This window comes from Desulfovibrio aminophilus DSM 12254 (assembly GCF_000422565.1).
In the GTDB taxonomy this organism is placed as follows: Bacteria; Desulfobacterota; Desulfovibrionia; order Desulfovibrionales; family Desulfovibrionaceae; genus Aminidesulfovibrio; species Aminidesulfovibrio aminophilus.
Window position 1 is genome coordinate 145,542 of the sequence record NZ_KE383877.1, and the last position, 14,975, is coordinate 160,516.

Annotated in this window: 14 protein-coding genes and 1 pseudogene; 5 read left to right on the plus strand and 10 right to left on the minus strand. The window is 68.2% G+C overall.

Annotated features, from left to right (window positions below; all coding sequences use genetic code 11):
* Nucleotides 1–67 precede the first annotated feature (67 nt).
* Nucleotides 68–277: a hypothetical protein gene (locus tag H587_RS19390; protein ID WP_034609817.1), complete on the minus strand. Its 210-nt coding sequence runs from the start codon at nt 275–277 to the stop codon at nt 68–70.
* Nucleotides 277–771: a DUF5675 family protein gene (locus H587_RS19395; RefSeq protein WP_211219526.1), complete on the minus strand. Its 495-nt coding sequence runs from the start codon at nt 769–771 to the stop codon at nt 277–279. Before H587_RS19395 ends, H587_RS19390 begins: the two co-directional genes overlap by 1 nt.
* Before the next feature lie 185 nt (nt 772–956).
* Here H587_RS19395 and H587_RS0116620 point away from each other — a divergent pair, with 185 nt between their 5' ends.
* Both H587_RS0116620 and H587_RS19400 read left to right on the plus strand, forming a co-directional pair.
* Entirely contained in the window at nt 957–2,699 is a 1,743-nt protein-coding gene (locus H587_RS0116620) for a sensor histidine kinase (protein ID WP_027177181.1), read from the plus strand.
* A 209-nt stretch (nt 2,700–2,908) separates the two neighbouring features.
* Complete coding sequence (locus tag H587_RS19400) at nt 2,909–4,039, plus strand: NAD(P)-dependent alcohol dehydrogenase (RefSeq protein WP_051203112.1); 1,131 nt, start codon at nt 2,909–2,911, stop codon at nt 4,037–4,039.
* 33 nt (nt 4,040–4,072) lie between these two features.
* Here H587_RS19400 and H587_RS19405 read toward each other — a convergent pair whose 3' ends face one another.
* Both H587_RS19405 and H587_RS0116635 read right to left on the minus strand, forming a co-directional pair.
* Nucleotides 4,073–4,864, minus strand: a complete 792-nt coding sequence (locus tag H587_RS19405; protein ID WP_051203114.1) for a substrate-binding domain-containing protein — start codon at nt 4,862–4,864, stop codon at nt 4,073–4,075.
* Nucleotides 4,865–4,988: 124 nt separating this feature from the next.
* On the minus strand, nt 4,989–5,735 hold the full coding sequence (locus H587_RS0116635) for a LexA family transcriptional regulator (protein ID WP_027177182.1): 747 nt from the start codon (nt 5,733–5,735) through the stop codon (nt 4,989–4,991).
* A 123-nt stretch (nt 5,736–5,858) separates the two neighbouring features.
* On the opposite strand from H587_RS0116635, the gene H587_RS20045 reads away from it, so the two are divergent.
* The 3 genes from H587_RS20045 to H587_RS19420 all read left to right on the plus strand — a co-directional run bounded on the left by H587_RS20045 (nt 5,859) and on the right by H587_RS19420 (nt 8,036).
* A complete protein-coding gene (locus H587_RS20045) occupies nt 5,859–6,545 on the plus strand; it encodes a hypothetical protein (RefSeq protein ID WP_051203117.1) in 687 nt (228 codons plus the stop codon).
* A gap of 871 nt (nt 6,546–7,416) precedes the next feature.
* Nucleotides 7,417–7,830: a hypothetical protein gene (locus tag H587_RS19415; protein ID WP_034609820.1), complete on the plus strand. Its 414-nt coding sequence runs from the start codon at nt 7,417–7,419 to the stop codon at nt 7,828–7,830.
* A gap of 20 nt (nt 7,831–7,850) precedes the next feature.
* Nucleotides 7,851–8,036 carry an NrdR family transcriptional regulator gene (locus H587_RS19420; protein WP_051203120.1) on the plus strand — a complete coding sequence of 62 codons (186 nt, stop codon included), beginning with the start codon at nt 7,851–7,853 and terminating at the stop codon, nt 8,034–8,036.
* On the opposite strand, the gene H587_RS19425 is transcribed toward H587_RS19420, so the two are convergent.
* The 6 genes and pseudogenes from H587_RS19425 to H587_RS21455 form a co-directional block, all read right to left on the minus strand.
* Nucleotides 8,006–9,508 carry an EAL domain-containing protein gene (locus tag H587_RS19425; protein ID WP_084630999.1) on the minus strand — a complete coding sequence of 501 codons (1,503 nt, stop codon included), beginning with the start codon at nt 9,506–9,508 and terminating at the stop codon, nt 8,006–8,008. The two genes, H587_RS19420 and H587_RS19425, sit on opposite strands and share 31 nt — an antisense overlap.
* A gap of 188 nt (nt 9,509–9,696) precedes the next feature.
* A pseudogene (locus H587_RS21210) lies at nt 9,697–10,167 on the minus strand (PAS domain S-box protein); the annotation flags it as partial.
* A complete protein-coding gene (gene ercA / locus H587_RS0116655; RefSeq protein WP_027177183.1) occupies nt 10,148–11,305 on the minus strand; it encodes an alcohol dehydrogenase-like regulatory protein ErcA in 1,158 nt (385 codons plus the stop codon). The pseudogene H587_RS21210 and the gene ercA, both read right to left, overlap by 20 nt.
* Before the next feature lie 501 nt (nt 11,306–11,806).
* Nucleotides 11,807–12,640, minus strand: coding sequence for a split-Soret cytochrome c (locus H587_RS0116660; RefSeq protein WP_027177184.1), 834 nt, complete (start codon nt 12,638–12,640; stop codon nt 11,807–11,809).
* 732 nt (nt 12,641–13,372) lie between these two features.
* Nucleotides 13,373–14,749 carry a replicative DNA helicase gene (dnaB, locus tag H587_RS19430; RefSeq protein WP_051203126.1) on the minus strand — a complete coding sequence of 459 codons (1,377 nt, stop codon included), beginning with the start codon at nt 14,747–14,749 and terminating at the stop codon, nt 13,373–13,375.
* Nucleotides 14,746–14,958, minus strand: a complete 213-nt coding sequence (locus H587_RS21455) for a Lar family restriction alleviation protein (RefSeq protein ID WP_156904531.1) — start codon at nt 14,956–14,958, stop codon at nt 14,746–14,748. Before H587_RS21455 ends, dnaB begins: the two co-directional genes overlap by 4 nt.
* Between the last annotated feature and the right edge of the window lie 17 nt (nt 14,959–14,975).

A 14,975-nucleotide genomic window follows, 5' to 3' on the forward strand; every position in this document is an offset into this window, starting at 1 on the left:
ACTCCCGGACGGCGGGACTCGGACCACTCCCGGGCCGAAATCCCGACGCCCCGGGAGGTCTTCCCGTTCAGTCGTCGTAATCGTCTGGAATTACACCAAGGTAGCGGTCGCGCTGGCCCTGGAGCCAGAGTTCCAGGTCCGAGGGCAGGGCCCGCCAGGCCCCCCGGCCCTCGCGTTTCCAGGCGGGCAGCCCCTGCTCGGCCACCAGCCGCCCGACCTCGCGGGGGCTCTCGCCGATGACCGCGCCGATGGCCTTGGAGCCGCAGACGCAGAGCATCACAGCCCCCGTTCGGCCCGCATGGCCCCGTCGCGAAGCGGGATCGGCCGCGACGCCGCGCCGTTTTCGCCCTCATCCGGCCCCGGCGTCCCGTCGGAAACGGCCGGGCGCGTGACGAGCAGTTCGAAGTCCCGGCCTCCGGCGGCCTCCAGCAGGGCGCGCATGGCGGCCGCGCTCTCCAGCACGGCGCGGCGGCCGTCCATGCGGCCGGGGCGGGTTCCGGGCAGGATGCAGCCCCGGGTGTCGGCGGCGGTGTTGCCGGGATGGAAGAGAATATGGTCGCGGCCCGGCACGTCGCGCACCTCGACGGCCCGGCCGAAGCGCGGGGAATCCACGGGCGCGCACTGGTAGCGGCCCTCGGGGATGCGCGAGACGTCGGGGGCGTTGCCCCGGTCGGGCAGCTCCAGGGTCAGGCAGAACAGGCGTCCGTCGACGCGCAGCACCCCCAGGGTGGCCTCCCCGGACTCCTCCAGACGGATGATCTTGGCCAGCATGTCGGTCCTCCTTCGGGGCCTCGCCCCGCTTTCGGACCGGACTAGCCGGAACGCCGGAAATCGTCCGGCCACATGGCGGCGCGGGAGGTTTTTATTTTTTGGCCCCCCGCGTTGCCCTCGCGCCGAACCAGGAGTAGATTTCGACGAACGGCGTTGTACGTCCAAACCTTCGGCCAGGAGTCCCCATGCGGACGCCCCGCCTCAGCTCCATCCGGGCGGCCTTGTTCACCGTGGTCCTCGGAGCCATGCTCCCGGCCCTGGCGCTGCTCCTTTGGGCCGGCGCGGAACACGCCCGCCACCTCCAGGAAGAGCGGGTCCAGGACGCCCGCCGCACCGTGGCGGCCCTGGCCCAGATCCAGGAACGCATCACCGAGAACACCCGCCAGATGCTCGCCACCCTGGCCGTGGTGCCCGAAGTGCGCCGGGGCGGCCCGGCCAGCGCCGCCGTGCTCAAGAGCATCCTGGACCAGAACCCGCAATATGCGAACCTCCTCCTGGTGGACGCCCGGGGCGATCTGGCCTCCACCGCCCTGGACGCCGCGGGCGTGAACATCGCGGACCGCGACTACTTCCGCTCGGCCCTGGCCGCGCGCGGCTTCGCCACCGGGGAATACATCGTCAGCCGGACCACCGGCGAACCCTCCTTCCCCTTCACCCAGGCCCTGCTCGACGCCGACGGGAACGTCTCCGGCGTGCTCGTGGCCTCCCTCCGCCTCTCCTCCTACGCGCCCCTGGCGCACAAGCTGCGCCTGCCCCCGAACTCCATGCTCGGCATCGTGGACCGCGCCGGGCGGCGGCTCTACCGCTATCCCGCCCAGGCCGACAGCCCCCTGGGCGGGGTGATCAAGCCCGAAAACATGGCGGCCATCACCGCCGGGCCCGACGCCGACATCCTCTTCCTGAGCGACCAGGACGACCTGCCCCGGCTCTACGCCTACAAGAAACTGCGCCTCGCCCCCCGGGACTACCCCTACATGACCCTGGTGCTCGGCATGCCCGAAAGCCCCCTGGCCGCCGTGGCCCGCTCCGCGCTCGCCCGCAACGTGACCCTGCTCGTCATGGTCACCGTCCTGACCCTGTTCTGGGCCTGGTTCCTGGCCGAAACCGTCCTCGGCGGCAGGCTCCAGGCCATCACCTCGGCCGCCGCGCGCATCCGCGAGGGCGACCTCGCCGCCCGCACCGGCCTGCCCCCCGATTCCTCGGACATCGGCGAGGTGGCCCAGGCCCTGGACCGCATGGCCGAGGCCCTGCAGCAGCGCGAACGCGAGCGGGTCGAAACCGCCGAGGCCATGACCCGCTCCCTGCGCGAAAAGGAAACCCTCCTGCGCGAGATCCACCACCGGGTCAAGAACAACCTCCAGCTCATCCTCTCCCTGGTGCGGCTCCAGGCCATGCATGCGGGCGGTGAGCCCGGCCCGGACTTCGCCGCCCGCATGGAGAACCGCATCCGGGCCATGGCCCTGGTCCACGAACTGCTCTACGAATCCGACGACCTCGGCGGCGTGGACCTGGCCGTCTACGTGCCCCGCCTGGCCCAGGCCGTGATCCGGGCCTCGGCCCCGCCCGGAGGCGTCAAGCTCTCGGTCGACATCGTCCCGGCCCGCCTGCCCCTGGACCAGGCCGTGCCCTTCGCCCTGCTGCTCAACGAGCTGCTGACCAACGCCTGCAAATACGGCCTGCCGCCCGACCGCCCCGGCCGCCTGGACGTCTCCCTGATCCACGCGGACGACGGGCTCGCCCTGCGCGTGGCCGACGAGGGCCCCGGACTGCCCCAGGGCTTCGATCCCCTCCAGGGCTCCAGCCTCGGCATGCGCCTCGTCACCGGACTGGCCGACCAGCTCGGCGGCGCGCTCTCCTGGACCTCGGACAACGGCGCCGTCTTCACCCTCCACCTCCCCGGCTTCGGCGCCCCCTTCGGGGGTTCATAAAAAGGCAAAAAGTTCCCGATAGTTCGTCTTTCCATAACCCGCCGAAGGCGGCCGGCTTCGCCGGTTCATAGAAAACCGAAGAGGGACAGGGCATTTCGCCTTTCTGAAAACCCCCGAAGGGGGCCGGCTTCGCCGGTCTACGGAAAGACAAAGAGACTCCCGGCATTTCGCCTTTCTGAAAACCCCCGAAGGGGGCCGAAGGGGGGGGCATGAACGGGAAAACGACGCGGACGGCGAAGGCTTCCCCGGGCGGGACCGAGATCCTGGCGGCGGTGGTGCGCGGGGCCGGGCGGCCGTTCTCCTTCGAACGGCTGACGCTGGAGGCCCCCCGGCCGGACGAGGTGCTCGTGCGGCTGGCGGCCTGCGGGGTCTGCCACACGGACATCGGCTTCTGGGAGGCGGGCGGCGACGGCCCGGTGGTCCTGGGCCACGAGGGCGCGGGCGTGGTCGAGGCCGTGGGCGCGGAGGTCCGGGGCCTGACCCCGGGCGACCACGTGGTCCTGACCATCATGTCCTGCGGCCGCTGCCCGGCCTGTCTGGACGAACGCCCGACGGCCTGCGAGAACTTCTGGGAGGCCAATTTCGGCTTCAGCCGCCTGGACGGCAGCAACGCCCTGTCCGGCGGGGTGCGCGGGCATTTCTTCGGCCAGTCGTCCTTCGCCACCCACGCCCTGGCCTCGGTCCGCAACGCCGTGGTCGTGCCCCGGGACCTGCCCCTGGAGCTGCTGGCCCCGCTGGGCTGCGGGTTCCAGACCGGCGCGGGCACGGTGCTCAACTCCCTGGCCGTCAGACCGGGCCAAAGCCTGCTCGTGCTCGGGACCGGGAGCGTGGGGCTGGCGGCGGTCATGGCCGGACGGCTGGCCGGGGCGGACCCGATCCTGGCCGTGGACCGTGTGCCCTCGCGGCTGGCCCTGGCCCTGGAGCTGGGCGCGACCCACGCCCTGGAGAGCGGACCGGGCCTCGGGAAGCGCATCCGGGCCATCGCCGGAAAACTGGACCATGCCGTGGACAGCACCGGGGTCGCGGCGTTCATGCGCCTGGCCGGGGATCTGCTCAGGCCGGGCGGGAGCGCGGCGCTGCTCAGCGGGGCCGAGGGACCGGGCGAACTGCCCGACGGCCGCCGCGTCTTCGGGGTCATCCAGGGCGACGCCGTGCCCTGGCGCTTCATCCCCCAGCTCGTCGACCACTTCCGGGCCGGTCGTTTCCCCCTGGACCGGCTCGTCACCACCCTGCCCTTCCGCGACCTGGACCGGGCCGTGGCCGAATCCCTGAACGGGACCATCATCAAGCCCGTTCTGGAAATTTCTCCCGCCTTCGGCGCCCCCTTCGGGGTTTTTTAGAAAGACGGAGAGGCGCTGTCCCTCTTCGGTTTTCTATAACCCGGCGAAGCCGGGGCGGAGGTGGGGGATGAAGGCCCGGGCGGCGGCGGGATTGGGGGCGCGTCTGCAGAGGGCCAGGGCGTAGACGCAGGCCGCGCCCCGGCGTTCGATGGTTTCCCCGGGCCGGGCCCCGGCGGTGCGGACCACGGCCTGGGCGTAGACCTCGTTCAGCCGGGGATCGCCCAGGTTCACGCGCGGGTCCAGGGCAACGAAACGGAGCCCGCGCTGGACGGCCACGGAACGGTACTCCCAGGCGTAGTCCAGGCTGCCGTCCAGAAGCCGGGCCACGAGGTCCGAGGCCCGGGGCAGGACGTTCTCCGGCCGCCGGGAGGCCAAAAGCCGCGCGGCCAGCCCGGGCTCGCCGCGGAAGATTTCGGCGAGCTGGAGGACCATCAGGGCGCGGTAGCCGCAAGGATCCTGGTCGGGGTCGGAATGGCCCCAGGCCACGCCGGGCTCCTGCAGGACGCGGAACCAGTCGTCCGGGCCGATGCGGTCGGCGTGGCGGCTCGCGTCCGTGTGGCAGAGCACCATCTCGTTCCCCGCGAAGGGCTCGGCGCGTTCCGCGTGCTCCGGGACCAGAACCTGCTCGACGACCTCGATGTCGGCCGAAAGGAACAGGTCCGCGACCGCCCGGCCCGAGGCGATGTCCCGGGCCAGGGCCGCGCTGCCCCCGGCCACCCGGCGGACGCGCAGGCCCGGGTGCAGGGCCTCGAACTCCGCGCACAAACGCTCCAGCGGCGCGCTCAGACTGCCCGCGTGAAGCACCAGCAATTCCCCACTCAGCATCTCTTCCCCCCGCCTTCGGCGGTTCACGGAAAACCAAAGAGGCTGGCTTCGCCGGTTCATGGAAAACCAAAGAGGGACAGCGCCTTTCCGCATTTCTAAAAACCCCCGAAGGGGGCGAAGGGGGTTATTTCCGCATCATGTCGCTCCAGGCCCAGATGACGCGGCCCGCGATGGCCCGGTTCAGGTCGCCGTCATAGTCCCGGACCAGACGGTAGGTCATGGGCGGGAAGTCGCGAGAGTTGTCGGAGTAGAAGACCAGCTCCAGATCGTCGTCCAGGCGCTTGACCGCCACGCGCTTGATCATGGCCCCGCCGGACTCGCCGGGCTCGGTCACGAGCATGATCCGCCCGGCGGGCTCGGGCGAACGGTCCGAGCGGTCCACGAGCACGATGTCCCCGGGATGCAGGGCCGGGACCATGGACATCTCGCGCGGACCCACCTGCACGGCCACCAGGTTCGAGCGGTGGCGCACGGACTCGTGCCCGCGCCAGACGAGCACCCAGCCCTCCACCCGGTCCTCGGGGATGAGCCCCGGCCCGGCCGCCACCGGCGAGGCCGCCAGCGGCACCGCCAGATAGTCCTCCGGCCTGGGCCCGGGCAGACCCTCCACGGCCGTGGCTTTGTCAGCCGACACAAAACAGACGTCCCGCGCCGTCTCGGCCCCCTGCTCGGGAAACACGAGCCGCACCCCCAGGCCGTCCAGCACCCGGCCCAGCGACTCCACGGTCAGCCCCCGCTCGCCCTTCAGAAACCGCCCGAGCTGCGAGGGGTCCAGGCTCAGGGCGTCGGCCATCTGCTTCTTGTTGGCGAACGGCGAGCCGCCGCCGATCCGCTCCAAAAGCGCCTTGCGCAGGTCTTCGGAAAAGCCCATCGACACCTCCGCTCTTTTTTCCAGTCTGTATCATAAAATTGCCGTTTGTCTAAAGCTTTCGGACAATTTTCCTTGACGGCATGATTGTCATCTGACTAATACTTCCTCCCGGAGGTTCCCCCCATGCATCGTGGTTACGTCCAGCTCTGGCGTCGGTCCCTGTCCTCGGAAGCCTGGCGCGATCCCAAACTCTGGCGGCTCTGGACCTACTGTCTGCTCAAGGCTTCGCACAAGCCCCACCAGGTCGTGGTCGGCCGGCAGGCCGTGGACCTGGAACCCGGCCAGCTCGTGCTCACCCGCCGCAACGCCGCCCAGGACACCGGCCTGAGCCAGGCCGAGGTCCGCTCGCTCCTGGGCCTGGCCGAAAAACTCGGCATGATCGCCCGCCGGTCCACCAACCAGTACACCGTCGTTTCCCTCGTGAACTGGCCGCGTTACCAGCAGACCCCGCCGGCCGCGCACCAGCCCCGCGCCACCGCCGCGCCCGCGCCCCGCCCATCTACAAACCCAAGCGAGAATGACCAAGCACAGCTCCGGGACTTCGAGCGCTTCTGGGCCGCCTATCCCAAAAAGACCAACCGCAAGGCCGCCCTCGCCGCCTGGCGCGCCGCCGACACCCCGCCCCTGGACCGGCTCCTGGCCGCACTCGCCGCCCAGTCAGCCTCGCTCCAGTGGGCCCGCGAACAGGGGCGCTTCATCCCCAACCCCGCGTCCTGGATCTCCCAGGCCCGCTGGACCGACCAGCCCGCGCCCCAAACCCCCAACCCCAGCACCCTCCTGGCCTGGGCCCGCACCGGGGACCAGTCATGATCCGGGCGCAACCGCAAAAACTGGGGGCTGCGCGCCCCCAAACCCCGCGCCAGGGCGCGGCCCTGGACCATGTAGTGGCGCGGGATTTCGCGCCACACCAGCCCGGCTTCGCCGGTTCACAGAAAGACCAGAGAGACTCTCTCCCCGCCTTTCTCAAATCCGGCGAAGCCGGGGCGGACGCGAGGCGTGTTTCGTGAGCAGGCCGTGGGGCCGCGCGCGCAAGGGCCCGGCGAGCGGGAAGGGGGAGCCGACGGCCCCGCGAGGAGCAAGGAGTCCGGCATGAACAGGCGACAGAGACGAGAACCAAAGGGAGGGTGCCGTGTTCGCGCTCCTCACGGGGAACGGCGAGGGGGCCGCGCCCCCACCCGCGAGCCGATCCGGCCCAAGCGCGCGAACGCCCCCGGCTGCGCAGCGAAATACCCGAGGGCCCGCCCCCCCGTTTCGCGGAACGCCCCCCTTCGGGGGTTCACAAAAAGACAAAGAAGCTCCCGTCTCTCCGCCTTTCTGAACACCGGCGAAGCCGGGGCGGACGCGAGGCGTGTTTTCACGAGCCAGGCAGGGGCGAGTCAGGTCCGGCCCGACGAACCGGCACGACATGCGCCGCCGAGGAGATGAACGGAAATCGGGAGTGCGCGGCCCCTTGCCTTGGCGTGAAAATACCCGAGGGCCCGCCCCCACCTCTCGCGGAGCAAACCACCTATAAATTATATGCAAGTAACATTAAATATACTAGCTTTACATTGAAATTTATCTCTAGCGTTTGTTATATTGCATAGATCATCAAAGTAAAAATACTATTGTAGCGATTTGTTGCTACAAATAATTAGTTGACGTACTGAGAAAAAAACTTAAAACACGCAAGGTGTACGCCATGATGAAACAGGACTTCGCGCGCATCATCCAGGATCTGTGCCTGTTCTTCGGCAAGGAGGAACCCTCTCCGGCCCGGGCCCAGGCCTGGTACGACATGGTCCGCCACCTGCCGGGCGGCAAGTTCGCGGACTTCGCCCTCTCGCGCATCAAGGCCGCCGAACCCCACTTCCCGGCCAACCCCGCCCGGCTCCTGCTCCTGGCCTTCGAGGAATACGGCGACACCACCGAACCCGCGACCGGCGGCGAACCGCCCCACTGCCCGCACTGCCGCGACACCGGGGCCCTGGTGGCCGAACGCGACGGCAGCCGCCTGTTCTTCCGCTGCGGCCACTGCGGCCGCACCGACGCCGCCGGACTGCCCCCGGCCACCACGCGCGCGCTCACCGACGCGGGCTTCCGCGTCATCAACTGATACGAATGGAGGATGGGAATATGCTTTGCCCAGTTTGCGGCCATGACGGCAGCCGGGTCATCAAGACCCGCGAGGACGATCGCGGCGAGACCATCAACCGGGTGCGCGAATGCCGCGCCTGCGGCCACGTCTGGCGCACCCGCGAGGCCGCCCTCACGCCGCCCCGGCCCCGGGCTCAGTCCCCGTCGCCCCGACCCGGGGCGTAGTCGCGGATGGTCTGAAGCAGGGCGTCTTCGCCCTGCGGCTTGGCGTAGTAGAAACCCTGGGCGTACTCGCAGTCCAGCAGCATGAGCATGTTCTGCTGCTCCCGGCGCTCCACGCCCTCGGCCACCACCTTGAGATCCAGGTTGTGGGCCAGATTGATGATCGCCTTGACGATCTCCATGTCCGCCTGGGAGTCGAGCATCTTGCGCACGAAGGAGAGGTCGATCTTGAGCACGTCCAGCGGGAGCTGCCGGAGGTAGCTCATGGAGGAGTAGCCCCGGCCGAAGTCGTCCACGCTGATGGAGATGCCCAGCTCCTTGAGCCGGCCCAGCGCCAGGGCCGTGAACTCCGGATTGCGCATGATGGCCGTCTCGGTCACCTCCAGGCGCAGGCACTCGCCGGGCAGGCCGGACTGCTCCAGGGCCTGACGCACGTGGTCCAGGAAACGGGTGTTGTCGAGCTGGCGGCCGGAGACGTTCACCGAGAGGGTCAGCCCCTCGGCCCGGGGCTCGGCCGCGCGGAAGCGGACCATGGCCTCGCAGGCCCGGAGCAGCACCCAGCGGCCCAGGTCCACGATCACGCCGGTCTCCTCGGCCACGGGGATGAACTCGCCCGGCCCGATGAGGCCCTTTTCCGGGTGGAGCCAGCGCAGCAGGACCTCCATGCCGGACATGCGCGGCCCGCCCTTGAGGCTCACGACGGGCTGGAACACGAGGAAGAAGTCGCCACGCGCCAGCCCCTCGCGCATGTCGCTCTCGAGCATGAGCCGCTTGCGGGCGTTCTCGCGCATGGAGGGGGTGAAGACCTTCAGCCGGTCGCCGCCGCGCCGCTTGGCCCACTGCATGGCGATGTCCGAATCCTGCAGCAGGTCCGCCGCGCTCTCCTCGCCGGACTGCGGAAAGACCAGGCCCGCGCTGGCCGTGAGATGGACGTGGCGGCCCTCCACGTCGAAGCCCCGGCGGAAATCCGCCACGATGTTCTTGGCCGCGCGCACGGCCTCGCGCATGCTGCGCGGCGCGTCCAGGAGCACCAGGAACTCGTCCCCGCCGTAACGGGCCACGGTGTCGCCCTCGCGCACCCCGGCCAGCAGCCGCGCGCCCACGGACAGCAGCAGGGCGTCCCCGAAGGAATGGCCCAGGGAGTCGTTGAGGATCTTGAAGCGGTCCACGTCCACGAAGAGCACCGCGAAGGCCCCCCCCGGCCGGAGTGGAGCCGGGCCAGGGCCGTGGCCACCCGTGTGCGGCAGAGCGTGCGGTTGGCCAGCCCGGTGAGCGGGTCGTGCAGGGCCTGGCGCCGGAGCTGTTCCTCCATCTCCTTGCGGGCCGTGATGTCCCAGCTCATGACCTGGCGCGAGACGCGGCCGTCGGGATGATGGATGGGGCTCTGGACCACGTGGGTCCAGCGGCCGGTCGTCTGGTCGCGGACCTCGAAGCGGCCGGTGCGGGCCTCGGCCACGGACCCGGCCGCGCACCACGGACAGGGCTCGTCCAGCCCCTGCAGCGCCTTGTGGCAGGGCTCCCCGCGCGGGTCGCGCTTCAGCCGCTCCATGAGCCGGGCGTTGGCGAACTCGATGCGGCAGTCCTGGTCGCAGATGAAGATCTCGCCGTCGAAGGCCTCCACGATGGCCTGGTAGTAAGCCTCGCGCTCGCGCAGGGCCCGCTGGTCGGCCAGCCTCCGGCTGATGTCCTTGGCCGCCACCAGGACGTAGCGCCGCGACTCGAAGCCCGCCACCCGCAGGCTCAGGTCGCAGGGCACGCTCACGCCGTCGGCCCGCAGCAGTCCGGCGGTCAGCTCGCGCACGCCGCTGCGGTTCCGGCGCATGGCCTCGGAAAGAACCTCGGCCAGGGCCCGCATGGCCCCCTGGTCCAGCACCGCGCCGGGGGGCAGGTCGAGCAGCCCCTGGACCGTGCGCCGGGTGAGCCGAGCCGCCGTCTCGTTGGCGTCCACGAAGGAAAGATTCTCGGAGTCCAGGACCAGGATCGCGTCCGTGGCCTGGTTCAGGAGCGTCCGGAAGCGCTCCAGTTCTCCCAGGCGCTCCCGCAGTTCCGGGTAGTAGGTCTTGCGCACCGAGCGTTCACCCAGGCCGATGAGCCGGGTGCGCACGTCCTGCGGCTTATCCGAGGGCCCGCTCATAGATGGCCTCGATGTCCTCCACGCTCAGCTCCGCCGGGTTGGTGGTCAGGCAGGGATCCTGCGCGGCCTTCTCCGCCAGCGCGCGCAACGACTCCCGCGTCACGCCCAGCTCGGCGAGGCCCTTGTCCATGCCCACCTCGCGGTTGAGGTCCATGAGCGTCTTCCCAAGTTCCACGCGCGCGGCGTCCGGCGTCCGCGCCGCACACCCCAGGGCCTCCGCGGCCTTCATATACCGTTCCGGCGCTGACTGGAAGTTGCGGTCCACCACGTGCGGCAGCAAGATCGCGTTGCACAGGCCGTGGGGCAGGTCCATGTAGCCGCCCAGGCTGTGGGCCATGGCGTGCACGGCCCCGAGAATGGCGTTGGAGAAGGCCAGCCCGGCCTCCATGCTGCCGAGCATCATCCCGCCCCGGGCCTCCAGGTCGTCGGGCGCGGCGATGGCCTTGGGCAGGTTCGTCCGCACCCGCCGCATGGCGTCCAGGGCCAGCAGGTCCGTGAGCGGGCCGTTGGCGTTGGAGGCGAAGGCCTCCATGGCGTGGGACAGGGCGTCCATGCCCGTCTCGGCGGTCAGCTCCGCGCTCATGGTCGTGGTGGTCAGGGGGTCGATGAGCGCCGCGTCGGGCACCAGGGTCTTGCTCACGATGGCGATCTTCACCTTGCGCGCCGTGTCCGTGATGATCGCGAACTGCGACACGTCCGCCGAACTGCCCGCCGTGGTCGGCACGCAGATGAGCGGCGGGGCCGGACGGTCCACCCGGTCCGCGCCCTCGAACTCCAGAATGTGGCGGAGGTTGGAATGCACGATGCCCACGCCCTTGGCCAGGTCCATGGGCGAGCCGCCGCCCACGGCCACGATGCAGTCGCAGCCGTCGCGGCCATACTGCTCCGCGCCCTGCATCACCTGGTGGTCGCGCGGATTGGGCGAGACGTTCAGGTAGAGCGAGACGTCCAGGCCCTCGTCGTCCAGGCTCCCGCGCACCAGGTCCAGCCAGCCCGCGTCCCGCACCCCGGGGTCCGAGACGAGCAGCACCTTGCGCGCCCCCAGGTTCCGGGCGTACTGCCCGGCCAGCCCGGCCGCGCCCTCCCCGAACACCGACTCCGGGGCCACGAACTTGCGCAGATCAAAGACGTGAGCCATACCCTCTCCCCTCCGGGACCAGTCCCGGACACCTCGACCATACCCCAGCCGCCTTCGACTTGCCACCTTTCCGCGATGATTATCACCCCCCCGGCTTCGCCGCCCCCTTCGGGGGTCTCCAGAACAGCCAAGAGACTCCCGGCTTCGCCGGTCTCCAGAAAGGCAAAGAGGCTCCCGCCTTGCGCCTTTCTGAAGCGGGCCGAAGGCCCCCGGCTTCGCCGGTCCATAGAAAGGCAAAAGAGACTCCCATCCCCCCGCCTTTCCGAAGCGGGCCGAAGGCCCCCGGCGCTCCGCTGGTTCCAAAAGACCCAAAAGGGAAATGGATCATGCGCCCCATGATCGACATCCCTTGGGACAGCCCCAAAATAAAACGGACAGACAGGAATGAGGCGCGGATAAAAAAAGGCTATCCCACCCCCAGGGATAGCCGCGTATCGGTCATGAACGATCCTGAACCAAAAAGGCAAAAGGCGTTTCAACAGGTGCTTCCGGGCTCCCGGATCACGGATGATTCTTGAACTTGTCTCCCAGGTGCGGATTGCCGCCGTGGCAGGGGGTGCAGTCCATCACGCCCTTGGTGATGTCCGACTCCTTGCCCTTGCCGTGGCATTCGCCGCAGTAGGACACCGACTTCTGCATGGCGATGGCGCCCTTGAACTTTTCGCCGCTGTCGATCTTGGCGTTGTAGATTTCACAGGCCTTCTTGGCCACGTCTGCGGTGATGCGGCCGCACCGCTCGCTGCGCTGCTTGCTGTTGGCGTCGATCTTGAACTTGTGCGACCACTTGGAAACGGACACGTGGCAGAGAACGGATGCGGCCTCATTGGAGGGAAGGTCGCCCTTCACGCCCTGGGCGGCATCGCCGGGATTGTAGATGGGCAGGGCCGTGATTTCATACCAGCGGAACAATTCGTTCACCATCGGGGTCCGTTCCTTTCTTCCCCAAAACAAACCGAAAGCCGCGGCAGCGCCGTACAACGCGCCACAGATCGTTCCCCAGTCTGAAATGCCGCCCTTGTTGGTCTCCAACAGGGTAAACGGGAACTGGTTGTAGGGAGCACCGTACTTTTCCGCCAGAAGTCCGGCGAAAGCGTAGAATGCTCCGTACCCGCACCCGTATCCCTTGTACCAATACCCATCGTAGGCGACTTTCGCGCACTCTTCAGGATCGAGTTTATACGGCTTCCAGCCGAAATCGCCGCCCTGCTGGGAAAAGCGTTCCATTTTTGAATTGACGTTTCCCCCATACGCGGCGGTTCCGACAACACTTCCGGCGGCCAAAGCGGCAGCGACTCCACCAATACTGAATAATGCTGTTCGTCGATCCATCATCATGAATACCTCCTCAGGCATTTTTTAGCTGTCAAATGGTGAAAGAAGCATCAATGAGACAACCACACTCCACGCCTAAAAAATCCGTGTGAGAAGCAAAAACGATTCATGATCGCATCCCATTGGATGTCGTCCTCTTTATTTTGAAAGGGCTTTCGTCTTTCCGCATTTCCATGGCCCACGAGAGGGGGCCTCGGTTGTTCCGCCGGACTGAACAGGAACAGCGGCGGGACCGAGGCCCATCCACGGAGGGTGACGGGAGAGGGCACGTCTTCTCCCGCCGGGCTTGTTGAGCCCCCGAAGGAGGGCAGGGGCTCAGGCGTTGCATTTTTTGCGTGGGTTCTCCTCCGGCGTTTCCAGGCCCCGGGCCCGACCGGCGCACGGCTTCGGCGGTTTCTCGCGAAATACGGCGAATCCCCACGATCGTTCCGTTGATCCGCCCGCCGGATGCCGACCGTCCATCCGGAACGGCGGCGACGGCACACAGCATGACTGCACGTTCCATTCCATCCCGGCTCATGCAAAAACATGCAACAATATCAATACGCCGCCACAACCGCCTCGCATCTTTCCGCCAACTGCCGGGTACATCCGCCACCCTCCGTTAGCACCCCCTTCGGGGGTTTACGGAAAGGCCAAGAGACTCCCGGCTCTCCTGATGCCGTGCGCGAAAAATGCGGCCTCCGTGCGCGATAATTCGGCCGCTTCGCCCGTTACACTATGTGTAATTGAGTTTCAAAAACCAAGGGCCGTCCGACAGACAGGCGGCCCTTGCCGCGTCTCTGGGGCTGGGGTGTCGGTCAGGTTCTCAAACGCGGTGTACTTCTTGAGGAAGGCCAGCTCCACCTCGCCCACGGGGCCGTTGCGCTGCTTGCCGATGATGACCTCGGCGATCCCGGCCGATGGGTTGTCGTCCTTCTTATTGTAGAACTCGTCCCGGTACAGGAACACGATCACGTCGGCGTCCTGCTCGATTGCGCCGGACTCGCGCAGGTCCGAGAGCATGGGGCGCTTGTTCGTGCGCTCCTCCACCTTGCGGTTGAGCTGCGACAGGGCGATGACCGGGATGTTCAGCTCCTTCGCCAGGGCCTTCAAATTTCGTGAAATATCCGAGATTTCCTGTTCGCGCGAGTCGATGTTGCGGCTGGAGCGCATGAGCTGGAGGTAGTCGACCACCACCAGCCCCAGCTTGTGCTCGGCCTTGAGGCGGCGGCAGCGGGCGCGCAGCTCCAGCGTGGACAAGGCCGGGGTGTCGTCGATGAAGATGGGGGCCTTGCCGAGCACGTCGGCGGCCTCGGAGAGCTGGGCCCAGTCCGCGTCGTCCAGGAAGCCGCTGCGCATCCGCGACAGCTCCACGCGGCCTTGGCAGGCCAGGAGGCGGGTCATGAGCTGTTCCATGCTCATTTCCAGGGAGAAGACCGCCGTGGCCACCTCAGACTTGACCGCCGCGCGCAGGGCCAGGTTCAGGGCGAAGGCCGTCTTGCCCATGCTCGGCCGACCGGCCACGATGATCAGGTCGCTCGGCTGGAGTCCTGCCGTCATGTGGTCCAGGGCCTGGTAGCCGCTCGGGATGCCCGTGACCGCCGACTTGCTGGCGAATCTCTGCTCCAGCTGGTCAAAAACCCGGTCCACCAGAGGGCCGGAGGCCATGTAGGTCTTCTGGGTCTTCGCCTCCGCGATCTCGAAGATCTGTTTCTCCGAGGCGTCCAGCAGGGCGTCCACGTCCCGGGCCTCGTAGCAGGCCGAGATGATCCCGCTGGACACGTCGATGAGACGGCGCAGGACCGACTTGTCGCATACGATGCGGGCATGGAACAGGGCGTTGGCCGCGCTCACCGGGGAGTCGGCCAGCTCGGCCAGGTACACCGGGCCGCCCACCTTATCCAGGTCGCCAGACTGCTTGAGGGCCTCCGTGACCGTGACCAGGTCCACGGGCTGGGACCGCTCGGCCAGGCGCAGGAAGCTCTTGAAGATGGCCGCGTGGGCCGGAGAATAGAAATCCTCCGGGCCCACGTGGTCCACCAGGCTGTTGAGCGCGTCCGGACGAAGGAACACGCCGCCCAGCACGGCCTGCTCGGCCTCCAGGGCCTGGGGGGTGAGGCGCGCGGTCATACAGCACTCCCATGATCCCAGGCAGCCCACGCGGACTCCCTAGAGGAGTAGGCTCCTGCACTCGCCCCGCACCCCCCACACGCCACCCAATACATGACAGGGCGGCCAAATTGCGTGGACTCCAGACAGCCGCATCCACCACAAAAAGGACACATCCGATGCTCTCCCCCCAGCACGGCCTGCGCGGCGCGGCGGCGCTCATCCTCCATACGCTCAGACTCCCATG